The sequence below is a fragment of the Curvibacter sp. APW13 genome (genome assembly GCF_032337135.1).
In the GTDB taxonomy this organism is placed as follows: Bacteria; Pseudomonadota; Gammaproteobacteria; order Burkholderiales; family Burkholderiaceae_C; genus Allorhodoferax.
On record NZ_JAVXZZ010000004.1, the window covers coordinates 372,943 to 393,968 of the forward strand.

At 57.4% G+C, this 21,026-nt stretch carries 21 protein-coding genes; 12 read left to right on the forward strand and 9 right to left on the reverse strand.

Going from position 1 to position 21,026, the window contains the following annotated elements:
• Positions 1-64 precede the first annotated feature (64 nt).
• From RQP54_RS17495 to RQP54_RS17515, 5 genes are all read left to right on the forward strand, one after another.
• Complete coding sequence (locus tag RQP54_RS17495; protein ID WP_315679716.1) at positions 65-1,054, forward strand: YafY family protein; 990 nt, start codon at positions 65-67, stop codon at positions 1,052-1,054.
• Between the two features lie 127 nt (positions 1,055-1,181).
• Positions 1,182-1,547 carry a metal-dependent hydrolase gene (locus tag RQP54_RS17500; RefSeq protein WP_315679717.1) on the forward strand — a complete coding sequence of 122 codons (366 nt, stop codon included), beginning with the start codon at positions 1,182-1,184 and terminating at the stop codon, positions 1,545-1,547.
• A 39-nt stretch (positions 1,548-1,586) separates the two neighbouring features.
• The gene (locus RQP54_RS17505) at positions 1,587-1,907 is read left to right on the forward strand and encodes a hypothetical protein (RefSeq protein ID WP_315679718.1); all 321 of its coding nucleotides are present in this window, start codon (positions 1,587-1,589) and stop codon (positions 1,905-1,907) included.
• 192 nt (positions 1,908-2,099) lie between these two features.
• Positions 2,100-2,321 (forward strand): hypothetical protein, encoded by a 222-nt coding sequence (locus tag RQP54_RS17510; protein WP_315679719.1) that lies wholly within the window; start codon positions 2,100-2,102, stop codon positions 2,319-2,321.
• A gap of 123 nt (positions 2,322-2,444) precedes the next feature.
• Positions 2,445-3,041 (forward strand): HAD family hydrolase, encoded by a 597-nt coding sequence (locus RQP54_RS17515; RefSeq protein ID WP_315679720.1) that lies wholly within the window; start codon positions 2,445-2,447, stop codon positions 3,039-3,041.
• A 51-nt stretch (positions 3,042-3,092) separates the two neighbouring features.
• Here the strand turns inward: RQP54_RS17515 and RQP54_RS17520 are convergent, their stop codons facing one another.
• Positions 3,093-3,803, reverse strand: a complete 711-nt coding sequence (locus RQP54_RS17520) for a hypothetical protein (RefSeq protein WP_315679721.1) — start codon at positions 3,801-3,803, stop codon at positions 3,093-3,095.
• Positions 3,796-4,221: a helix-turn-helix transcriptional regulator gene (locus RQP54_RS17525; RefSeq protein ID WP_315679722.1), complete on the reverse strand. Its 426-nt coding sequence runs from the start codon at positions 4,219-4,221 to the stop codon at positions 3,796-3,798. Before RQP54_RS17525 ends, RQP54_RS17520 begins: the two co-directional genes overlap by 8 nt.
• A gap of 78 nt (positions 4,222-4,299) precedes the next feature.
• Here RQP54_RS17525 and RQP54_RS17530 point away from each other — a divergent pair, with 78 nt between their 5' ends.
• The 4 genes from RQP54_RS17530 (at position 4,300) to RQP54_RS17545 (ending at position 9,114) form a co-directional block, all read left to right on the forward strand.
• Entirely contained in the window at positions 4,300-4,503 is a 204-nt protein-coding gene (locus RQP54_RS17530; RefSeq protein WP_315679723.1) for a DNA-binding protein, read from the forward strand.
• A gap of 357 nt (positions 4,504-4,860) precedes the next feature.
• Positions 4,861-5,613: a transposase gene (locus tag RQP54_RS17535; protein ID WP_315679724.1), complete on the forward strand. Its 753-nt coding sequence runs from the start codon at positions 4,861-4,863 to the stop codon at positions 5,611-5,613.
• Positions 5,604-7,862 carry a transposase gene (locus RQP54_RS17540; RefSeq protein WP_315679725.1) on the forward strand — a complete coding sequence of 753 codons (2,259 nt, stop codon included), beginning with the start codon at positions 5,604-5,606 and terminating at the stop codon, positions 7,860-7,862. Before RQP54_RS17535 ends, RQP54_RS17540 begins: the two co-directional genes overlap by 10 nt.
• A complete protein-coding gene (locus tag RQP54_RS17545) occupies positions 7,855-9,114 on the forward strand; it encodes an ATP-binding protein (protein WP_315679726.1) in 1,260 nt (419 codons plus the stop codon). The genes RQP54_RS17540 and RQP54_RS17545 overlap by 8 nt, the downstream gene beginning before the upstream one ends.
• A 2-nt stretch (positions 9,115-9,116) precedes the next feature.
• Here RQP54_RS17545 and RQP54_RS17550 read toward each other — a convergent pair whose 3' ends face one another.
• The 4 genes from RQP54_RS17550 to glmS form a co-directional block, all read right to left on the reverse strand.
• On the reverse strand, positions 9,117-10,469 hold the full coding sequence (locus RQP54_RS17550; RefSeq protein WP_315679727.1) for a TniQ family protein: 1,353 nt from the start codon (positions 10,467-10,469) through the stop codon (positions 9,117-9,119).
• Positions 10,466-10,828, reverse strand: coding sequence for a helix-turn-helix transcriptional regulator (locus RQP54_RS17555; protein ID WP_315679728.1), 363 nt, complete (start codon positions 10,826-10,828; stop codon positions 10,466-10,468). Before RQP54_RS17555 ends, RQP54_RS17550 begins: the two co-directional genes overlap by 4 nt.
• A gap of 65 nt (positions 10,829-10,893) precedes the next feature.
• Positions 10,894-12,648 carry a TnsD family Tn7-like transposition protein gene (locus tag RQP54_RS17560; RefSeq protein WP_315679729.1) on the reverse strand — a complete coding sequence of 585 codons (1,755 nt, stop codon included), beginning with the start codon at positions 12,646-12,648 and terminating at the stop codon, positions 10,894-10,896.
• 195 nt (positions 12,649-12,843) lie between these two features.
• Complete coding sequence (gene glmS, locus RQP54_RS17565) at positions 12,844-14,748, reverse strand: glutamine--fructose-6-phosphate transaminase (isomerizing) (protein ID WP_315679730.1); 1,905 nt, start codon at positions 14,746-14,748, stop codon at positions 12,844-12,846.
• Between the two features lie 146 nt (positions 14,749-14,894).
• On the opposite strand from glmS, the gene RQP54_RS17570 reads away from it, so the two are divergent.
• Positions 14,895-15,410, forward strand: coding sequence for an Lrp/AsnC family transcriptional regulator (locus RQP54_RS17570; RefSeq protein WP_315679731.1), 516 nt, complete (start codon positions 14,895-14,897; stop codon positions 15,408-15,410).
• Positions 15,411-15,464: 54 nt separating this feature from the next.
• Here the strand turns inward: RQP54_RS17570 and RQP54_RS17575 are convergent, their stop codons facing one another.
• Positions 15,465-17,069 carry a FapA family protein gene (locus RQP54_RS17575; protein ID WP_315679732.1) on the reverse strand — a complete coding sequence of 535 codons (1,605 nt, stop codon included), beginning with the start codon at positions 17,067-17,069 and terminating at the stop codon, positions 15,465-15,467.
• Positions 17,070-17,178: 109 nt separating this feature from the next.
• On the opposite strand from RQP54_RS17575, the gene RQP54_RS17580 reads away from it, so the two are divergent.
• A complete protein-coding gene (locus RQP54_RS17580; protein WP_315679733.1) occupies positions 17,179-17,400 on the forward strand; it encodes a hypothetical protein in 222 nt (73 codons plus the stop codon).
• Between the two features lie 94 nt (positions 17,401-17,494).
• On the opposite strand, the gene RQP54_RS17585 is transcribed toward RQP54_RS17580, so the two are convergent.
• Positions 17,495-18,229 carry a sensor histidine kinase gene (locus RQP54_RS17585; protein WP_315679734.1) on the reverse strand — a complete coding sequence of 245 codons (735 nt, stop codon included), beginning with the start codon at positions 18,227-18,229 and terminating at the stop codon, positions 17,495-17,497.
• Positions 18,230-18,240: 11 nt separating this feature from the next.
• Positions 18,241-19,686 (reverse strand): bifunctional UDP-N-acetylglucosamine diphosphorylase/glucosamine-1-phosphate N-acetyltransferase GlmU, encoded by a 1,446-nt coding sequence (glmU, locus tag RQP54_RS17590; protein ID WP_315679735.1) that lies wholly within the window; start codon positions 19,684-19,686, stop codon positions 18,241-18,243.
• Between the two features lie 71 nt (positions 19,687-19,757).
• Here glmU and RQP54_RS17595 point away from each other — a divergent pair, with 71 nt between their 5' ends.
• Complete coding sequence (locus RQP54_RS17595) at positions 19,758-20,189, forward strand: TfoX/Sxy family protein (RefSeq protein ID WP_315679736.1); 432 nt, start codon at positions 19,758-19,760, stop codon at positions 20,187-20,189.
• Positions 20,190-21,026 lie beyond the last annotated feature (837 nt).

Below are 21,026 nucleotides of genomic sequence, written 5' to 3' on the forward strand. Positions count from 1 at the left end.
TCGAATGGTTGTGTGGCTAGATCGACCTGCACATGAATAGCGTACGAGAATAAGGATTCTTTTGGTGTCTAAGATCAGTATTGAGCGGATCACCAAGATCGTGCGACTCATTCGCAGAATGAAGTCCGTCTCCATGGCCCACCTCAAGGAGGAACTGGAAGTCTCGGAAGCATCCATCAAGCGAGACATCGAGTTCTTGCGCGAGCGGCTTGGATGTCCCATTGAATGGAATCGCAGTCTGCGTGGGTACGTAATCCGCGATGACTTGGCACAGGGGGGCAGGTTCGAACTACCCGGTGTTTGGTTCGACTCATCGGAAGTGTTTGCACTGTTAATGATGTTGCACCTGGTCGAGGGTGTCCAACCAGGGCTTCTGGAAGAACACATTGGTCCCCTGAAGAACAAGCTGAGAGGTCTTCTGGCGGAAGGATCCAAGGCACCGAAATCCCTGGAGCGCAAGCTCAAACTCATTCATTTTGCTGCCCGCAGGGTCGAGTCCAGGCACTTTCAGGTGGTGGCAAGCGCGTTGCTGGAAAACAAGCGTTTGGCTCTGCAGTACTGGAACCGAGGCGATTCCGAACGCACATCACGCATCATTTCTCCCCAGCAGTTAGTGCATTACCGAGAAAACTGGATGCTGGACGCTTGGTGCCATGAGCGCAATGCGCTACGCACTTTCGCACTGGACTCCATAGAAGGCGTGCATGTTCTCGACGAAGCTGCCGTTGAGGTCAGCCCCGAACAGATGCAGGCACACTTTCGCAGCGGATATGGCATCTTTGCCGGAACGGCCACCCATGTGGCCAAGCTGAAGTTCACCAAAGAACGCGCTCAGTGGGTCGACAAGGAGCGCTGGCACCATGAGCAGAAAAGCAGCTATCTCGACGATGGCAGCTATGTCCTGGAGGTACCTTACTCCAATGACAAGGAGTTGCTCATGGATCTGCTTCGGCACAGCCCGGAAGTAGAGGTCCTGGAGCCCCCGGCCTTGCGGATGCGCCTGCATGAGGCTTTGTGCGCTGCCGCTGCAAAAAATCTACCTGCAGCGGTTTAGTCGGTCATGATTTGAGCGACTACCCTTCGCAAAATACCCTCAACCACCGCGATGGTCGCGGTTGAGGAGTACAGATGGAAATCAACCAACCAGGCACGTTCGGGAGCGCTGGCCAGGAGCATGGCAAATGAACGGGCCAACCCACCGACTAGTCGCAGGCGTCGCTGTCGGTTTGTACGTTGCAGACAGAGAAAGCAAGGCAGGGCAATCCACTCCCATGCCTTTGGTGTCCGGCTTTGCGGCCTCTCTACTCACCAATCTGCCGGACATCCTTGAACCAGCTACAACTCCCAACCATCGGGCTTTTTTCCACAGCATCGCATTTGCGGGCTTGATAGTTGGGGGACTCCACAAGACCTACCAATGGCAACCTGAATCAGATCTGGAAAGGTTCTTCAAAGCCGTAGCCCTACTGGCTGGGTCTGCCTACCTGATTCATCTTGCTTTGGATCTGACGACCAAGAAGGGCTTGCCACTTCTCGGGCGCGCATGACGTTACTCACCAATCTTGTTTCAACAATTGGAGTTCACCATGTTTAACGATTTTCTGGCTTTCTACCTCTCTTCCCCGGCAAGGATGAAGTTTGCGGGAAGACTGCTGTGTGGTCTCAGCGCTACATTGATCATTGCTGGAATGGCATTGCGCGTTCCCGTCGTGGCCACGGAAATGATTCAGGCAATGACCAAGACCCAGATCAGTAATGGCACGCTAGCATCAATCTATCCCAGTCTTCCCACCTGGTTCATACCCGAAACGTTTTGGGCCTATGCAGTTTTGATGGGCGTCTTCGGGTTGGGCGTGTATCTATACGAACTTGCCCGCGATATTGAACGGATCTATTTTTATAGATAGCAGCTACGCCTGTTGTGAGTTCCAGAAAGGATTTGTCAATGCTTGACCTCTCCTCTCTATCTCGCATTGCAAGAAGCAGTGCGATCTCGTACTTCGCACCGATAGCATGGGCGATAAGACAGTGCAGGAAGGGTTTTCTTCGGTTGGCGCTGCTACTGCAGCGACGGAACGAAAGGCGATAAGGTGGCCCGAATGAAGAAAACAAATAAGAGCTATACCACCTGGATGGAGGCCATCCCAGGCAGCGATGACTCGTTCTTGCCGATCCCGGACGAAATTCTGGAATCCGAAGATTGGCGGGTTGGTGACGTGCTTGTGATGGATCTTCGTGGCGGCAGTATCCTCATCACCAACAAATCCAAGGGCCTGCGTCAACAGCACGGCGAAGGCCCTGAGGTGCAAGCGTCAGGATAGCGTGTGAAGCAAAAAGACTCATGCCATCAGACCGGCACTGCCACCATCAGCGTTGTTCCGAAAGGTGCTGACTAAGCAGTGTCCATACGGTCTTCCAACATCATTGCGCTGGACTGTGACGGGGTGCTCCTCGACAACGCAGTCGCCTATGCCATCGCGTGGATTCGGGCATTTGGCGAGCAACCCACACTCCAAGAGCCGCAGGCGTACTGGCCCATGGATCGATGGGGCATCCCCCGTTTGTCAGGTCAACAGCTCGATCAATTTCGTAGCGTTTTCGACGAAGAGTTTTGGAGCACCATTCCCGCAATTGATGGCGCTTTGGAGTCCTGCCACCATCTTGTTCATCTCGGCTACGAATTGGTATGTGTTACGGCACTAGATGAGCGCAATCTGAATGCGCGCACGCGCAATCTCCGTGACTTGAGTTTTCCGGTTGCGGAAGTCATCGCCACCGACAATCAGATTTCACACAAAAGTCCCAAAGCGGCATGGCTGAATCGACGCAAGCCTGTTGCATTTGTGGATGACTTTGCACCGTATCTGATCGGCGTGAGCGATGAAATACACAAGGCCCTGATCGTGCGTGATCCGGTGGGAAGTCCGAATGTGGGGGATGCTCTGAAGCAGGCGGATTCGACCCATCGCGATTTGAAGCAATTCGTTGAAGATTGGGACACAACGATGTGCCTGCGACCCTGCCGTGGTCGTTCGCAGTAGATACAAATTGCATCGGCTCGGATGTTTCCAGTGAATCAGGGGCGATTCAGGTTAACTATAGTCAACGGACAGCAAGTCACTCAACTTCCTAACTGCTCCTTCTGAATAGGGCCCCAGCCACCAAGACATTGCAAGCGGAAACGCGATCCAAACCGAACACACCGCACCCAACAACAACGTTTGAACGCCTGAACCCAAGACCAATACCGCAAATATAGAGGCGCCAATGAACGTGAGCAATCCAATCACAGAGAGTATGAAAATCAGGTTAACAAGAAACCTAGTAAAGGCATGGAATTGTCTTAGTACGAGATTTCCATCCACATTCGCTGAAACATTCAAACAGCGGAGCAGGCGACGCAACTTTGCTTGACTAATATCTCCATCATGAACGAGTTTTGTGAGTTTGATGTGCCACGACACATTCACAGGAACACCAAATCGAAGCATGCTCAAGACTCTGGTAAGTCGATCGAGCTCAACATGGTCAGCAGCAATCTGTGGACATTCAGCAAATTTGGCGACCAATTTCCGTAATTTGAAGACGAAATACAATCGATCTAACTTCTCCATTGGCGTAGGCTGAAATGCATTCGCCGCGTGCAGTTGCCAAGGGTTATCAAGCAGAACCTGGTCAAGATGGTAGACGCCATGACGACGGTGTCCATCACCGCCAACAGTCAAACTTTTCAGGACGTTGGCGGTTTGAACCATTGCCAGCAACTTTTTATAGTCGCCATCCCTATCCATCTTGTCACCCAAAGTTTGACACGGTTTGGATCCACGCACTTAGGGTATCGGCAGTCGTGCACGACTCGTCGGTCGGCGACTTGGCGCCACCATAGTGAAATTCCAAAGCGGCCAGAAGTATTTGCTCGTTCGAGAGCTTCATACCAGCCAATCGCGCGAACTCTTGGAGCTTAAGAAAAGTCTTTACCAACTGCTCACGCTGTTCGGTATGGGCCATGGATTTCACTCCCGTGACCACATAGCTAGCATCCCCCCCCACCATGGCAAGACGGGTCAACTGATCAGCAGTCGGCATATGCGACCCTGACTCGTAGTTTGCAACTGTGAATCTGGACACGCCAAGAGTTCCAGCCAGTTGCACCTTAGACATGCCCACTCGCATGCGCTCTTCACGCAAGCGTGAGGCGATTTGTCGCTTGATGTCGATCATCACTAAGATTCTTGCAAAGAGTTGTATTTTTTGAAAGAATGTTGAAAATTTTAACCACTTCGGAACCGATTGGCAACCATGCAATCAGATCAAATTGCGCAGGTAAAAAGTGCCTTTGAAGCGCGTGGTGAAAGTATTGCTGAGTGGGCACGTGGAAGGGGATTCTCGCTGCACATGGTCTACGCAGTGCTTGCAGGACGGTGTAGAGCAAAACGTGGCCAGGGCCATCAAATAAGCATCGCGCTCGGACTCAAACCGCAGCCCCCGACGCCCCCCCAATAGGGAAAGGAGCAACTATCGATCAACCCAATCAATGAAAAAGCGATGTGCAGTCTGGCAGGACCACACATCGCCATGCTGGGGGACCCCAGACTTTAGTCAACGTCTACAGTCTAAGAACCAATTTCTGGTTCGTCAACCCCCCTTTTTCCAAAAATTCTTGCGAACGCCGGTTTAGGCGAGCGTTGTCTTCGCTCGCCCTCCAGCAAGGAGATGTCAATGAGAACGCAAAAGCGATTTACGCCCGAACTTTTGGCTAGGTTCAACCGTCAAGGTCGAGGAAAAGGCACTTTCGAGGACTACCTCCCGTGGCACAGAGTGGGGCGTGGAGACCCTTCAAGCTTAGGCCGATCACATTTGATGATGTGGCGCAACCGACAGCGTGAGCTCCTCTCCGATGGTGAATGGGTCGGATTTCTTTTCTCTGCCATGCTGCCCGACCTCGATGATGTCAGGGAACAACATCCACTTGCCACCCAGTCCAGCGTGCACGAACTGACCTTATACAACGTCGGTAACAGCGCTACCGAGTATCCAGGCACACTCGAACTTGCACGTCAATTGGGAATCAAACACCCAAAAATTACAGAAAGCGGAAGCTCAGTCGATTGGCAAATGACCACCGATCAGGTATTGGTCTTGAATCTTGCCGGAACTCGCGAACTACTTGCCGTTGCTTACAAACCCAATGAAAAAAACCTCTCCAAACGTCAACGGCAACTCCTTCTGCTCGAAAAAACTTACTGGGATAAACGCAAAGTCACCTGGCTTTTAATCACGCCAAGCCTCTTTGATGAGTCTGTTGGCCTCAAGTTGAGAGAAACCGCACCTTGGGCACTTGGGATTCCCAGCACCCAAGCTGAAATAGAAACGGCAGCGCGTGTTGTTCAGCAGACAATTGGTCACACCTACGCATATACCCTGCAAGCCATTGCAGCCGAACTCGGCGGCTTGGCCGTGGCACAACGCGCGTTATGGCAAGGCGTATGGTCCGCAAAAATTCCAAGCGACCTCCGAACCGGATGGCGACCTCATCTACCAATTGAGCTGCTAACAGCAGAGGACTTCCGGGGACTCAACCCTGTCGCATCGAGGAGATCGGCATGGCTCTGATGCATAACCAAGTCTTTCGCCTCTTGAATGACCAGGATCCGGCCGCCTACCCGGCTGGGATTTATCGAGTGATATTTGATGAAGCAGCAATCAACAAAACAGTCTGTGTTTGCTTACAGCTCGAAGCGGTAGGCAAAAGTATTCATGGAGGGCGAAAGAAGAAGAAAACCACAAACCGGCCAAGAAAGAAATCGCCTGCAGCGCTCATCGGAGAATTGCTCTGGCTTGATCGCGACTATCTCGAACAACTCGGGCAAAAAAAGCTGTTGATCCCAGTTGAAGTTGAACGCGAGCCAATCTACTTCGTGCCTATTGGCACCCCAAACAAGAAACGGCTCTACGAATTGCGGTGCGACGTGATGGAGGAATTCCTTGATCCAGCCGTGCTCAAAGACAGCATTCTTGTTAACAAGGGCTTGGGGGGGGCGGTTCGAGCAGCCATGGCGCGAACGAAGACGAGCCGATCCTTCATCTATCGGCTGTGGACGATCCTTTGCATGCTTGGAATCAGCAAGGTTAGTTTGTTACCACGACTGGACAGATGTGGCGCACCAGGTATTGCCCGCCCCTGCGACCCAGGAGGACGAAAAAAAGCAGGCAGGAAAACCCGTGCTCAACGAGTCGCCAAGCTTCACCATATCGACCTACCTCCGAGGCAGCCCGGCATGAGCACCGAGTGGCGCGCTGCCATCCTTGCTGCCGACAACCATATCAAAACACCAGTGAAGCCCGCTATGCCGGCGCGTTGCGCATTAATTCTCAACAGCGCCTTTGTAAAACGGTATCGTCAAGAAGACGGGGAGTTGGTGCCCATTGATCCGAAGCCTGGTGAGTACCCAAACCCCAGGCAAATTCGTAGGGTATTGGAAGTGGAAATTCCGCGTCTGCAACGCCTGCTTCAGAAAACAACAGCCGGGCACTTTAAGCGCACACTACGTGGGTTAGTCGCAAGAAACTGGAAAGGGGTATCTGGTCCAGGGCACACATGGGCGATTGACTCCACCATCGGTGACATCTACCTACGTTGCTCGATTAACCGAGCGTGGATCATCGGACGTCCCATCGTTTACATCATCGTCGACGTGTGGTCGACGGCCATAGTTGGCTTCCACGTCTGCTTGACTGGTCCGAGCTGGAACACTGCAAAAACTGGCATCTTCAATGCTGTTGCTGACCCCGCTTTGCTGGGTGACTTATGGGGCTATCAACCCGTGCTAAGTCTAAATCCACTACCCACCATGTGCTACATGCTGCTTTGCGACCGGGGAGAGTACCTCTCCAAGGCTGCCAGCGTCACCGCATCGAAACTGATCGACATCATCTCTTACACACCACCTTATCGACCAGACCTAAAAGGACTCGTCGAGGTCTTACATCGGATCGAAAAAGACAAGCAGTTTCTCTTCATCCCCGGAGCTATGGATTTTCGCAGGCCGGAGTTCGATTTGCGCAAGTCCAACCCTGCAGAGTCAGCAATGACCGTCAGTGAGTACGTTCAGTACCTTCACATTATCTTTAGTCAGTACAACCTCACTGCGAACCGCTCGAAACGGGTCGATGCCCACATGGCCGCTGCAGGGGTTTTTCCAAGCCCTGCGGGCCTTTGGAACTGGGGCCACGCAATGGGAATAGGAGTGCAACGCTTAATGCCCAAAGATGACCTTATTTCCCAATTATTGGAACAGGATACCGCTCGCGTGGGACGGAGCGCTATCGTTTACGCAGGCAACGACTATTCATGTCCGACCATACGTGATGAAGAATGGACGACCTATGCACGCAACTACCGCGGATGGTCCATCCCAATAACAAAATATCCAGGCCCAGTGGGGCGTATTTGGACACCGAACACCAACGGCAAGGGCCTTTTGGAATTGCAGATATCGCCCCAATCGCAGGCTTCGCCTGAAGTGACTTGGGACGAATTTAGCGATGCAATCGCGTTCAAACAAATGCGTGGTGCTTTCGATGAACACGAGCGGAACCTCCATGCATTAAAAGCCCTCCGTGATGTCGAGGCCCTCCGCAACCGCGCAGTCAAACTGACATCTGAGGCTGTTGCCAAGGCCAAAGGCGCTACTCCAACGATTACAGAGGCACGTATCGCTGAAGTCGCGTGCGCACACCAAATGCACGCCCCCGAGGAAAAAGCAGTGGAAGTCCTGCGGGACGAAGCCATGGAAGCCCATAGTGAAATGATGCGCGCCATATTGAGGTCAGCTGACGGAGAGGAGGATTTCAATGGCTGAAACCAACCCGCTCGACCCCTATGCCGGGAATTTGCTCACACAAGGACTAGGGCCCATTCGGTCTAGATCTGAGGTGCTAAAGGCTTTAACCGAACTGCCTCGCCGGCCCAGGTCAATGGAGTGCATACCACCTCACATTGCGTTGCATCACCTGATGTCATTGCGGGATTTTCATATCGCGAGCCTAGAAGAATGCCGACTGCATGAAACGATCGACTTAATGATCCGCCAAAACTATCGTTATCTGGATCCAACGACGTCGTCGACCTGGACGACCATCAGCGGCGAACATTTGTCACCTCTGCCCGCAAAAGCCCCAGCTTTCGGGGCTGCAGTTGTCGGCCACTCAGGGACTGGTAAGACAGAGGCCATTTTGCGCTGTTTACGCAGCTATCCGCAACAAGTCATCCACCATGGCACTTTCCCCAGGCTGATCGGCGGACATAAGCAAGTAGCTTGGTTGTCTATCAATGTCCCCCCCAGCGGCAGAGCTGCGGATTTAGCGACTGATCTCATGCGCGAGTGGGATCGGGTTACAGGTGGCAATCGATTTGCAGCCGACCTGGCAAAGGACCGACGAGACGGAATGAAGATGCTGGACTCATGGCGACAGGTCGCAACGTCGCACTTTTTGGGTCTCTTGCACTTGGATGAAGTCCAAAACCTTTTCAAGCTTTCAACCTTGAAAAGTCGCCGGAACAAATCGGAAGTGCAAGAGTTGAGCATCGTTGAGGATCAGTTCCTCAAATGGATTTTGATATTGATGAATACGTGGCACGTACCGCTATTGATCTCTGGAACCCCTGACGGTATCGGTGCGCTAACGCGGCGTCTCAGCACCACTGAGCGCATCGTGACATCCGGCTATCACGTGTTCCAACATTTCGATGATCCGAAGGACCCCAGCTTCAGAACGATATTTCTCGATCAACTGGGCAAGTACCAATATGTACAGAAGAAACTTCCTATCGACGATGATCTGGCTGCTCTCATCATCGACCTGACTGGAGGTATTCAACGCTTAATCATTGCATTGTGGATCGCTGCACACCGCGTTGCACTGGAACGTAACAAGGGCGACTTGCTACCTTCCGACTTTAAAAAAGCAGCGTCAACTTACCTCGCAGCAGTTGGGCCTGCGGTTGCCGCGTTTCGTAGCAAGGACCCAGCCATGATGGGTAAGTACGAGGATCTGGTTCCGCGCAATGATGCATTCTGGTCGCAACTCTGGAACTCGATAGCTCGGGCTTGAAATCACAAGACTTCCACAAGACCAGTGGTTACATCCTCTCTCGGCAATGCGCCCTTGGACCTTCTTACCGTCTCACTAGGTTGCGTAAGGAGCTTTCCGTTCATAGCGAGGATTGCAGAAGTCAAATTCGGTCCGGACTTCCGATTGATCTCATCGAATTCATTGATCGTCAACCTGCCGATTCCAGCACTCTCTGCACTTGATTTCCCTAGAATCCGGAATGCTCTAACCGACGCCAGCGCGTCTTTGCCTTGCCGCCCGCCAATGAGATTAGGCAGGCCCAAGTTATTCAAGAACGACTTCACCTGATGAGAAGGAATTCTCAGTTTCTTTGCAACGTTAACGTGCTGACCACGGCAGTCAATATATGCTTGGGTCAGTCTGTTACTGTCCTCCACATTCATGGTCAATGTTTTCCGCTCCGGAATACTTGCATAGGTTTGCGACGCAGCAAAAAGATCATTCAGCGCGCTATCGGATGACTCGTAGAGGACTGCGCTGGCCAAGAGATATGACGAGACTGACGAAGCTGATTTACGCATGTAGAGCACACCGTCCACATGGTTGAGAATTCGACCATCAGGTTTCTCTGCCAGCCCGACGAAAATCGTTTCAAGCCAAGAACTGGGAAATGACCGTTTTATCAGATCACTAAGCAGCGGCAACCTGTTTCCACTGCCGTGGGTTTGAAGTCCACGACCCATTGCTCGGTTGCGCAAGGCAAGCGATACGTACTTAACATCCAAAGGGCATGGGCGCACCATCAAGCCAGAAGCGACTTCCAGGAACTTCTGGACACAGTCATTCCCCAGTGCTTTATTCACGACCACTGAAGAAACTACAGATGCACCTTGCAAGTGTGCGGATGGTGGACAAAGAAATGCATCATCATGATCGACAAATCGGAGTGAAGACCTGTGCTTAGGGCACCACAGCTGCCCTGGCAACTGCAGATCACGCCTCCAGTAACTGACTCCGTGAAATCTCAAGTCAGCTGAAACACACTCAACGCAAAAGTACGCGCCTTTGCGTGCAGCAATCATGCCGCTGTTGTACAGAAGTGAACGGCGTTCATTGCTGCCATGCGTGAGATTGGGCAGGAAAGAAGTGATGGCCCGTCTGAAGGGCAACGTTGAATGACTTTGCACAAACTGCTCAAGCGATTGCCCCGCCAGGCAACTTAATGGCTCTAAGACTGATCGCTCCCATCGGGATAGATGCTCCAAGTCGAACAATCTGAACAGTTCATGATGCGCCTCCTTCTCAGACCTCAGTCCGTTAAGGCGCATTACCCGTCCCAGGTACCCGCGATCGAGTTCTTCCGGTAAGGGCGCAGGCGCAATGAGCGTATTCATTGAACTTTCTTTTTATGCGTTGTAACTGATTGGAGCGGGCCCAATGCCGCGAGTGAGCGGATAACAGAAGACAAGGCTTTTGCATGCTTTGCAGATCCATCCCAGGTCATTGCCAATGCGTCTATCAACTCGTCATTAGCCTTTACCGAGTCTGTTGTCACTCCGCCTGCATAGCGCTCTGCATATAGGCAAACCTCCTCCACTAGACGGGTGGCCTTCTGTCCTTGCCCTTGAAGGATTCGACTTATCTGCGGCTGACTAGCGCCAAGGTCCGCAGCGATTTGCGCTTGTGTAATTCCATGCAACTTGCAGATATTGCGTGCGCGCTCCACGCGGGATTTTGCATTCAGAGCAATCATGCTTCTTTCATACTGTTACGCATATTTGCATATTTTGTAGAAATTTTTTTCACTCGTCAATGTCATCAGAGTAGGCCTTCGCCAGTCTTCAGTTTGTGCTTACCCAACGCTCGTTCAACTATGCTTTTGGTGAGGGGCAGCCTATCCAATTTTGAGAGCTTGGGCTTCAACTTAGGCAGTGCTTGATAAATCTGCCAAAGATGTAATGGCCGGTCTCCATGTTGGCTCCGTAGCGCTTCAATCACAGGCTCTAGTGCTGCGCTTAATTCTAGGTCCCGCTCATCCCATCGAATGCGCAATCCTCCGCCAGTCCGCACAACAACTGGCGGAGTATGGGATTGCAGCCAGACGCCGTCATGTCGATATAGCCACGCATAACTTGAAGGGGCATGGGCTCTGGTCAATTTGACTCCGAGATGACCAAACTTTCGCGATACCTCCAACCACCGTGCACGAGCTTCATGCAGCTTTAGGGAGTAACTGGCGTTCTTCCATGCATCATGAAGACCGGGCTCAGAACGCAGAAATCTGGTAACAGCCTGCACGGTAATGGAATGGGTGGCTGCACAGGTGGCTTTGTCGATTCCCCTATTCAGGTCTTTTTTCAGAGCGGCCTGAATCTCGTGACTTAACGATTTTGGGCGCCTTTTGACACTTATATTCGCTTGAGACAACCATGAAATTGCTGTCCCTACGGTGATCCCTACGGATTCGGCAGCGGCTGTTGCTGACATGCCGGACTGCACCTTGCGCAGCAACTCATTCTTTCGAGGATCTTGAACCGGTGGATTTGGCACACGAACGGCTTCATTCTTGTCCTCGCTTCCTTCTGATGGTAGTGATGCTGAATGGAGGCGGTCGTATTCGGTGATAAACGCTTCTGGAGTTTCAAAAAGCCAGTCGACCAAGATGAGTGTTCGCAGCGGATGTGTCCCTGTTCTCCAGGGGCGCAACATCCGGCATGCTTGAGTTCCAGCATCCCGTATCCCACTCGGCAAAGAGGAGTCCAGATCGGGAGACCCTCGCAGTCTCTGAGAGTACGCCCAGAAATCGACTGCCAAGTCTTTTGATCGAAGATTCCCTTTCGAGGTCAGCCAACCTCGGGCTCTTACTGCTTGGCGCAGTACTGGTTGAACATTTGCGCCACCTAGCCAACCTACAGGGCGTGATTCACGAACTAGGTCGGTTGTCATACATGTCAGTTTTTGGATTGCATGCACATCGACAACATCAGCCAACCATCTCTGGGACAAACATTTTCCATGCGGTAATGCCCACTGGAATCGATGCACTCCTGTAGATTTGACGGTTGCGACTAGCAAGGGGATCTGATGGTGCGTGCAAAACCAGGCCCCTGGATATTGGTGCTCCAAGTGCCAATATGCCCACCCGAACTCACGCAGTTCGTGAGTCATGCAGGCCGGGCAAGCCTTTAAAGGATGATTGGCGCGGAATCGGCTGGTAAGCAATCCAAGCCTGAATTTGAGGTGCCTTGCAGATTGTCCGCGCATCATCTGTATGCAATCTGCGAGCAAAGTTGGCGTTACAAAGGGTTGGTAGTAACGCAGAAGGGTCCTGCTTAAGGCCAGACTCACTGCATCGCCTATCTCACCTTTCGTCCGAGCAACCAATTGATCCAAGGCGCTGGGAAGATCGTGATGGGTTCCGAAATGGCGGTCGCCAAACAGAATTTGTGCAGTTGCCCCAGCATTTGGGAAACCCCAAAAAGCATGCTGACGACTGCACCAACTAAACAAAGTTTCGTCAGGAAGGAATGCAAGAACAGGAGAAGGAAGATCGAAAAGGTCCAACGACTCCATGGTTAAGCACCTCACATGCCTTTGACATTAGGAGAAAAAGCAGGCTCTACGAACATGCTGTTTTCGACTTTAAAAAAATGCGACCAAAACCCAACAGAGCGGAAACCCGCATGGATGCTAGGGTGTTGTTTTCGACTTTAATGTCCTGTTTTCGACTTTATTTGCGCGGAACATCAGTACCAGTAGGCGAACCCGTCATTCGACAGTCACGCTCTTGGCCAGGTTTCTGGGTTTGTCGACATCCGTACCGCGGGCGAGGGCGGTGTGGTAGCTCAGCAGCTGCAGCGGCACCACGTGCAGCAGGGGCGAGAGTTCGCCGTAGTGCTCGGGCATGCGGATCACGTGCAGGCCTTCGCTGCTTTCGATGTGGGTGTCGGCGTCGGCCAGCACGTAGAGCACGCCGCCGCGGGCCCGCACCTCGTGCATGTTGCTCTTGAGCTTTTCCAGCAGCGCGTCGTTGGGCGCCACGGTCACCACCGGCATCTCGCTCGTCACGAGGGCCAGCGGGCCGTGCTTGAGCTCGCCCGCCGCATAGGCCTCGGCGTGGATGTAGGTGATCTCCTTGAGCTTCAAGGCGCCTTCCAACGCAATGGGGTAATGCAGGCCGCGGCCCAGGAACAGCGCGTTCTCACGCTTGGCGAAGTCGTCGGCCCAGGACATGATCTGCGGCTCCAGCGCCAGCACCGCCTGCAAGGCGGCCGGCAGGTGGCGCATGGCCTTGAGGTGGCGCTGCTCTTCGGCGTCCGTCAAGCGGTCCTTGGCCTGCGCCAGCGCCAAGGTGAGCAGGAACAGGCCAGCAAGCTGGGTGGTGAAGGCCTTGGTGGACGCCACACCGATCTCCACCCCGGCGCGGGTGACATAGGCCAGGCTGCATTCGCGCACCATGGCGCTGGTGGCGACGTTGCAGATGGTCAGCGTGTGCTGCATGCCCAAGCTTTTCGCGTGACGCAGCGCCGCCAGCGTGTCGGCGGTTTCACCGCTCTGGCTGATGGTGACCACCAGGGTGTTGGGGTTGGGCACGGATTCGCGGTAGCGGTACTCGCTGGCCACTTCCACCTGGGTCGGGATCTTGGCGATGCTTTCCAGCCAGTACTTGGCGGTGCAGCCGCTGTAGTAGCTGGTGCCGCAGGCCAGGATCAGCACGGAGTCGATCTGCTGGAACACACGGGCCGCATTCTGGCCAGGCGCGTGGTTCATCTGCGCTTCGAACAGCTCGGGCACGATGCCTTCCACGCCTTCCAGGGTGTCGGCAATGGCGCGCGGTTGCTCGAAGATTTCCTTCTGCATGTAGTGGCGGTAGGGGCCGAGCTCGGCCGCGCCGCTGTGGGCGTGCACGGTCTTCACCGGGCGCGCCTCGGCGCTCAGGGGCTTGTGCGCCTTGTCCAGCAGCCAGTACTTGCCCAGCTGCATATCCACCACGTCGCCTTCTTCCAGATACACGATTTGGTCCGTCACCCCGGCCAAGGCCATGGCGTCGCTGGCCAGGAAATGCTCCTGCCCATCCTTGCCCACGCCCAGGATCAAGGGCGAACCGGCACGGGCACCGACCAGGCGGTGCGGTTCGTCCTTGCAGAACACGGCAATGGCATAGGCCCCATGCAGCTGCTTCACGGCCGCCTTCACGGCCTCCAGCAGGTCGCCGTCGTACAGGCTGTCCACCAGGTGGGCGATGACTTCGGTGTCGGTCTGGCTCATGAACTCGTAGCCCTTGGCCTTGAGCGCATTGCGCAGCTCGTCGTGGTTTTCGATGATGCCGTTGTGCACCAGTGCCACGCGGCCAGGCTTGCCACCGTCGAGCGAGGCGCCTACCCCGGTGCCGTGGCTGAAGTGCGGGTGGGCGTTGTGCACGGCGGGGGCACCATGGGTGGCCCAGCGGGTGTGGGCGATGCCCAGGGTCCCCTGCAGCTGCGTGCTGGCAATCTGCTCGCCGAGTTCAGCCACGCGCGACGTGGAGCGGGCACGGCGCAGGCCAGGCTGGCCGTCCATGGCGTACACGGCCACGCCGCACGAGTCGTAGCCGCGGTATTCGAGCCGCTCCAGCCCCTGCACCAGCACCGGAACCACATTGCGCTGGGACACAGCGCCCACAATGCCACACATACGTCACCTCGTTGTTTGTGTTGAGATGCGGCATCCTAGGCTGGTCAACAAAAAATATCGCGTCAACATTTCACGAAAACTGGAATTAAATTTCTCGAATATGAATCAATGGACTAATATTTCAAATACTCAACAAAATTGAAATCATGGAACTTGATGCCATCGATATTGCCTTGCTGGCACAGCTACAGCAGGACGCCAGCCTGAGCAACCTGCAGCTGGCCGAGCGCGTGCACGTGTCGCCCCCCACCTGCCTGCGCCGGGTCAAGCGGCTATGGGAAGCGGGGCTGATTGCCAAGCAGGTCGCCATCCTGCACCCGGAGCGGCTCGCCGTCGTCACCGGCCATGGGCTCACGGCCATCGTCGAGATCACGCTGGAGCGGCAGGATGCCGAGGCGCTGGAGGCTTTCGAGCGGCATGTGGCGCCGGACCCCGGCGTGCAGCAGTGCTATCGGGTGTCGCCGGGGCCGGACTTCTGCCTCGTGGTGCATGCCCGCGACATGCCCGACTACCAGCGCCTGAGCCAGCGCCTGTTCACCGCGCATGCCAATGTGCGCAACGTCAAGACATTCTTCAGCATCCACCGCGCCAAATTCGGTGCCGAACTGCCGCTGCCACCCAGCGCTCGCCCGGCCACATCAGTTCCAGCAAAGCTACCCTGAAACAAGCCAGAACCCTCGCCGATATTGCGTAGACAGCTTCTGATTCAATAGCACTCAGGGAGTCAGCGGGATGGCCTTGCCGGCCGGGTCGGTGAAGATCGGGGTGCCGTTGGGGTCGACGCCGAAGGTGCCTGCCCCGTACTCCCTGCGCAGCTGCACCTTCATCGGCCCCAGCTGCAGGGCCACTTCCCCCACCGTGCCCTTGGTCAGCTCCAGCCGCGCGGTACGCGCCTGCTTGAGCAAGGCGTCGAGCTCGGTGCGCTCGGCCAGGCTGGCACCCCACTGCTTCACGGCCGCCTGCCACGCCGCCTTCACCTTGGGCAACATGCCCTTGGGGTCACCCATGGCGCCCAGCTGTTGCGCCAGCTTGTCGAGCTTGGTCTCGTTTTCCTTCTCCTGCTCCATGCGGGCCAGCAGGGCCTGGTAGCGCAGCTCCAGCTCGGGGTTCACGCCCACCGCGACCTGGGTGACGCCGCCCTTGCTGGAGCCCAGGTAGGGCACGCGGATCCACTTGCCGGCCTGGGTGCTGCCACCCACCAGCTTGCCGCGCTGCGGCACCTTGATTCCGATGTGGATCTGGTCGCGCGAGACCAGCGTGCTCTCCAGCACCATGTCGTCCACCGCGATGAGCGTACCGGCGTCCACCGTGGACGACTCGATGAAGCGCGCTGCCACCGTGCCCGCCGCCCTGGCAAAGGCCCCGGCAATGATGCCCCCCTTGACGATGACGTGGCCCCCGGCGTCGAGTTGCGAGCCCTCAACCACACCACCGACTTCCACGTCGCCCGTGGCCTGTACCTTCATGCCCTGGATGACGTCGCCCTTCACGCGCACGGTGCCGTCGAAATGGAGGTTGCCGGTCGCCAGGTTCACCTCTTCCACCTCCAGCACCGGCTCCACATGCACGCCGCAGGGCACCCGTACCGGCAACCCGGCGGCGTGGGCCTGCAGCAGGTTCGGGTCGGACGCGCTGACCGCGGCCCCGCGCAAGCCGTCGGTAAAAGGCAGGTCCTTGCCGGGCTTGGGCTGCAGCTCGGCAGCGCGCACCGTGAAACCGGCAATGCCCGGCGTGGCCGGATGCCTGCGCATGAGCGGCTGCCCCGGCGCCACCAGCAGGATGGCACCGTGCTCACGGTAGTCGATCATGCCGTCGGGGGTCAGGCGCGGAGAACGGTCGGCCGCGGCGATACCGACTTCCTCGAAGCGGGCATCCAGGCCATCCTGCGCCGGCACCCCCTGCGCCACCAGGTGGTGCTCCACCGGCTGGGCGGCACAGGCTGCGCGCACCGCGTCGCCGTCCACCCCTGCCGCAACGCCCTGCTCCCGCAAGGCCTGCATCACCACGCCCTCGTCGGCCAGGCGCCCACCCTGTGGCGCCGTGATGCTGATCCAGGCCTGCATGGCATCGGGAGCAACCGTTACCAGCACCTGGGCATCGCGGCGCTGGGCGATGTGCACGACGAACGGGCTGCTGCGGGCGTTGCAGTCTTCGACCGCCGCCGCCAGCGCGTCGGGCATGACGTCGCAACCGGCAAAGCCCGACTGGTCCAGCCAGGCCCGCAGGCTCTCGGCAGTCACCGGTGCCCGTGCTGCGTCGGGCAGGCCACGCAGAAAGACCTGCCCATCGGCTTCAGTCAGGGAAAGACCGGGAAACATCATGGTGCCAACAACCTCCAACCAAGCGGGCCCCCGCGCCCTGGGCCAGGTCCACGGGGCGCGACTTGCCCGACAATAGCGCCCTCGCTCGTCCAGCACAAGCCCCAACGTCATGAAAGCCATCTTCAGCCTTGCCGCCCTCATCATTGCTCTGGGCCTGACCGTGGTGCTGGTCAAGAAACAGCTCGGCGCCGTACCCGCCACGGTAGCACCGGCCACCAGCGCCGCACCGGGCAGTTCAAGCGCACCGGCACCGACCAACCAGGTGCAGCACGTGGGTCAGCAGGTGCAGGGGCTGATGCAGCAGGCGCGCCCGGCCGCATCCGAGCCTTGAGCAACCTGCACCCCATCATTCAAGCCATTTTGGCTTGTAGCCCGCACAGATATTGCGCGGCACGCTCCCGTTTCAGGAGCAACTCGAAAGCTTCCTAGTGCGGTAGTTCCAACGTGACACAGCAGCCCTGAGCAGGCGTGGCTTCCAGCTGCAGGCGCCCGCCCAGACGCTGCACACACTTGCGCGCCAGCGCCAGGCCCAGCCCTACACCGTCGAACTGCGAGGCGCTGTGCAGGCGCACAAAGGGCAGGCCCAGGCGCTCCACCTGCTGGGTGGCAAAGCCGGCTCCGTTGTCCTGCAGCCGCAGGCGCAGGCGCGCATCCGCCTGCTCCAGCGCCAGCGTCACGGCGGCGTCGGCCTTGCCGCCGGTGAATTTCCAGGCGTTGTCCAGCAGCGCCAGCACGGCCTGCTGCAGCAGCGCCGGATCGGTGCGCAGCACCGGCAAGTGGGCCGGAGCCTGCCATTGCACGGTGTGCTGGGGGTAGCGGCCCTGTACCGTCTGCACGCAGGACTGCACCACTTCCGCCAGTGCCATGTCCTGCCACTGCAATTCCTGCGCACCCACACGCGAGATGGCCAGCAGGCCGTCGAGCATGCGACCCATGAGCGCGGCCGAGTCCACCACATTGCCCAGGAACCCCTGGGCCTCCGCATCCAGCTGGTCGGCACTTTCCATCTGCACCAGCTTGGCAAAGGACACGATGTGCCGCAGCGGCGCGCGCAAGTCGTGCGACACGGTGTAGGTGAAGTCCTGCAGCTCGCGCTCCAGCGCCGCCACCTGCGACTCCAAGGCGGCGATGCGTTCTTCGGGTGTCGGGGTGGTGGTCATGGTGCGGGGCCTCAGGCTTTGGGGGCCTTCTGCGGCCGCTTCCAGTTGGCTATGGCCACCTGCTTGCCACGCGCCACGCTCAGGGTGCCGGGTTCGGTACTCTTGGTGATGGTGGACCCCCCGCCCACGGTGCCGCCCGCGCCGATGGTGACGGGCGCCACCAGCACGCAGTTGGAGCCCACATGCACGTCGTCCTCGATGACGGTGCGGTGCTTGTTGGCCCCGTCGTAGTTGGCCGTGATGGAGCCCGCGCCGTAGTTCACGCGCTCGCCCACCGTGGCGTCGCCCAGGTAGGCCAGGTGGTTGGCCTTGGCCCCCTTGGCCAGGGTGGAGTTCTTTACCTCCACGAAGTTGCCGATGTGCACCTCGGCACCGAGCTGTGCACCCGGGCGCAGGCGCGCGAACGGCCCGATGAGGGCACCGACACCCACGCGCACGCCGAGCTTCTCGCCGTCGATGTGGGTAAAGGGGTGGATCACGGCCCCGGCTTCGATGATGGCGTTGGCAATGACGCAGTTGGCACCGATGGACACGCCCTCGCCCAGGTTCACGTCGCCTTCGAAGACGCAATTCACGTCAATGCGCACGTCGCGCGCGCACTGCAAGGTGCCACGCACGTCGAAGCGCGCCGGGTCGGCCAGGCGCACACCATCTTCCATCAGGCGGCGGGCCTGCTGCAGTTGGTAGGCACGCTCCAGCTCGGCCAGCTGCACCGGGCTGTTCACCCCAGCCACCTGCACCGGGTCATCGATCTTGTGGGCCAGCACCCGCACGCCGTCCAGCACCGCGAACTTCACGATGTCGGTCAGGTAGTACTCCTGCTGGGCATTGTGGTTGTCCAGGCGCGCCAGCCAGCCCTTGAGCAGCTTGGCCGGCACGGCCATGATGCCGCTGTAGATCTCGGTGATGGCGCGCTGCTCCTCGCTGGCATCCTTGTGCTCCACGATGGCCTGCACCGTGCCGTCACTGCCGCGCACGATGCGCCCGTATCCCGTGGGGTCGGGCATCTCCAGCGTGAGCAGGGCCATGTGCTGGCTGTTGCTCATCTTGAGCAGGTGGTACAGGGTGTCGGCCTGCGTCAGCGGCACATCGCCCGAGAGCACCACCACGACACCGGCGTCGTCGAGCAGCGGCACGGCCTGCTGCACTGCGTGGCCGGTGCCGAGCTGCGGCTCCTGGCGCGCGAATTGCATATCAAAATGGCCCGCAGCCCGCGTAAAACCTGCGCAGGCCGCTTCCACTTCTGTAGCGCCGTGGCCGGTAATGACCACCGCGTTGCGCGCCTGCAGGTCGGCCGCCGTGTCGAGCACATGCTGCAGCAGCGGGCGCCCTGCCAAGGTGTGCAGCACCTTGGGCAAGGTGCTCTTCATGCGTGTGCCCTTGCCCGCCGCCATGACCACGACCTGGATGCCGCCGGGAGGAATGTCGCGGCCGGGAGTGATGGGGGAGGCAGTCATGGGCAAGTCTCGCGGTTGGGTTGGAATCTTGGGCCGCTATTATGCGAGCCCACCACTCCCACCCTGTCGCCATGGCACCACCCGACCACGACTTTGCGCGCTATTGCTGTGAACTATTGGGCACTGTGGGGCCCTGCGTACCAAAGCGCATGTTCGGCGGCTTCGGCATCAGCACCGACGGCCTGACCCTCGCCATCATCGCCGACCTCGGCGCCGGCCAGACCCTGTGGCTCAAGGCCAGCGAGCGCACCCGCCCGCTGTTCGAAGCCGAGGGCTGTGCGCGCTTCACCTACCCGGTGAAGGGGGTGCCCAAGAGCATGAACTACTACGCGGCACCTGCCGAGGCGCTGGAGTCACCCGGCTTGATGGTGCCGTGGGCGCGGTTGGCGCTGGAGGCGGCGGTGGAGGCGCGGGCCAATGCGAAGCCGAAGCGGGTTGTGGCCAAGAAGGTGGCACCGGCCAAGAAAGCGGTTGCTTCTAAATCCGCTGTTCGGAAGAAATGATCTGACCGCTCTTGGGGGCCGCTTCGGCGCGCGCTGCAGGCCGGGTCTCGGCCCGGCAGGCGCCCTACTTTCTCTTGCTTCGCCAAGAGAAAGTAGGCAAAGAGAAGGCGAGCCGGATGCGTCGGCCCTTCGCTTTCGCTACGGGCTCACTGCGTTGCTCGTGCGGGGCGGGAGGCGCGCAAACTCGCCTTCGGCTCAAACAGCGCGCGCCTCTTCTTCCGCCCCACCCTGCGCTACTCGACTCCGCATAACGGCCTGAACTGCCCCACGCGCAATCGCTTCGCTCGGCGCAACCCGGGGCCAAATCAGGCTGTAGCCCACTAATTGATTGCGTAGAAAGCTAGAAATTTAATAGCGGATGGTCGTCGGCTTCAGGCTGTCAGCTGTCGTACAGATTGATACAGAGATTAGCTGTCCACCTCTTCCGGAAGAGGGCTTTGAGCAGCGGCCAGCTGGCGCAGGCCGTACCGCATGCAATACCACCCGACAAGCGTTGTGAAAAGACCGGGTACGCCAACTTCCAGTATGAGAAAGTCGGTAGGTGTTGGCCCTGCAATTGCTGGAAATGTGAATACGAAAAATACCGTCACGCACACACCAGCAAGACATGCAATCGCTCCGATGGTTACCAGAGCATAGTTAATGATTGCTCGCATCCATCACGCTCCTTTGAATCGCAATACAACTGCATGGCATTTGACTGACAGCTTTCGCCGGCGGATTCAACCGGTCGATGCAACACATTCGCTGAACATTTCAGCGGGGGTATGGAAGCCGAGCGTCTTGCGCGGCCTCTCATTCAATTGTCTCGCAATTGCATTGAGTTGAGTCTGGGTG

Excerpts from the sequence above, each read along its gene's own strand:
- RQP54_RS17500 (WP_315679717.1), top strand. The coding sequence starts at position 1,182 with ATGAACGGGCCAACCCACCGACTAGTCGCAGGCGTCGCTGTCGGTTTG.
- RQP54_RS17505 (WP_315679718.1), top strand. The coding sequence starts at position 1,587 with ATGTTTAACGATTTTCTGGCTTTCTACCTCTCTTCCCCGGCAAGGATG.
- RQP54_RS17510 (WP_315679719.1), top strand. The coding sequence starts at position 2,100 with ATGAAGAAAACAAATAAGAGCTATACCACCTGGATGGAGGCCATCCCA.
- RQP54_RS17525 (WP_315679722.1), bottom strand. The coding sequence starts at position 4,221 with ATGATCGACATCAAGCGACAAATCGCCTCACGCTTGCGTGAAGAGCGC.
- RQP54_RS17530 (WP_315679723.1), top strand. The coding sequence starts at position 4,300 with ATGCAATCAGATCAAATTGCGCAGGTAAAAAGTGCCTTTGAAGCGCGT.
- RQP54_RS17535 (WP_315679724.1), top strand. The coding sequence starts at position 4,861 with ATGATGTGGCGCAACCGACAGCGTGAGCTCCTCTCCGATGGTGAATGG.
- RQP54_RS17540 (WP_315679725.1), top strand. The coding sequence starts at position 5,604 with ATGGCTCTGATGCATAACCAAGTCTTTCGCCTCTTGAATGACCAGGAT.
- RQP54_RS17545 (WP_315679726.1), top strand. The coding sequence starts at position 7,855 with ATGGCTGAAACCAACCCGCTCGACCCCTATGCCGGGAATTTGCTCACA.
- RQP54_RS17550 (WP_315679727.1), bottom strand. The coding sequence starts at position 10,469 with ATGAATACGCTCATTGCGCCTGCGCCCTTACCGGAAGAACTCGATCGC.
- RQP54_RS17555 (WP_315679728.1), bottom strand. The coding sequence starts at position 10,828 with ATGATTGCTCTGAATGCAAAATCCCGCGTGGAGCGCGCACGCAATATC.
- RQP54_RS17560 (WP_315679729.1), bottom strand. The coding sequence starts at position 12,648 with ATGGAGTCGTTGGACCTTTTCGATCTTCCTTCTCCTGTTCTTGCATTC.
- glmS (WP_315679730.1), bottom strand. The coding sequence starts at position 14,748 with ATGTGTGGCATTGTGGGCGCTGTGTCCCAGCGCAATGTGGTTCCGGTG.
- RQP54_RS17570 (WP_315679731.1), top strand. The coding sequence starts at position 14,895 with ATGGAACTTGATGCCATCGATATTGCCTTGCTGGCACAGCTACAGCAG.
- RQP54_RS17575 (WP_315679732.1), bottom strand. The coding sequence starts at position 17,069 with ATGATGTTTCCCGGTCTTTCCCTGACTGAAGCCGATGGGCAGGTCTTT.
- RQP54_RS17580 (WP_315679733.1), top strand. The coding sequence starts at position 17,179 with ATGAAAGCCATCTTCAGCCTTGCCGCCCTCATCATTGCTCTGGGCCTG.
- RQP54_RS17585 (WP_315679734.1), bottom strand. The coding sequence starts at position 18,229 with ATGACCACCACCCCGACACCCGAAGAACGCATCGCCGCCTTGGAGTCG.
- glmU (WP_315679735.1), bottom strand. The coding sequence starts at position 19,686 with ATGACTGCCTCCCCCATCACTCCCGGCCGCGACATTCCTCCCGGCGGC.
- RQP54_RS17595 (WP_315679736.1), top strand. The coding sequence starts at position 19,758 with ATGGCACCACCCGACCACGACTTTGCGCGCTATTGCTGTGAACTATTG.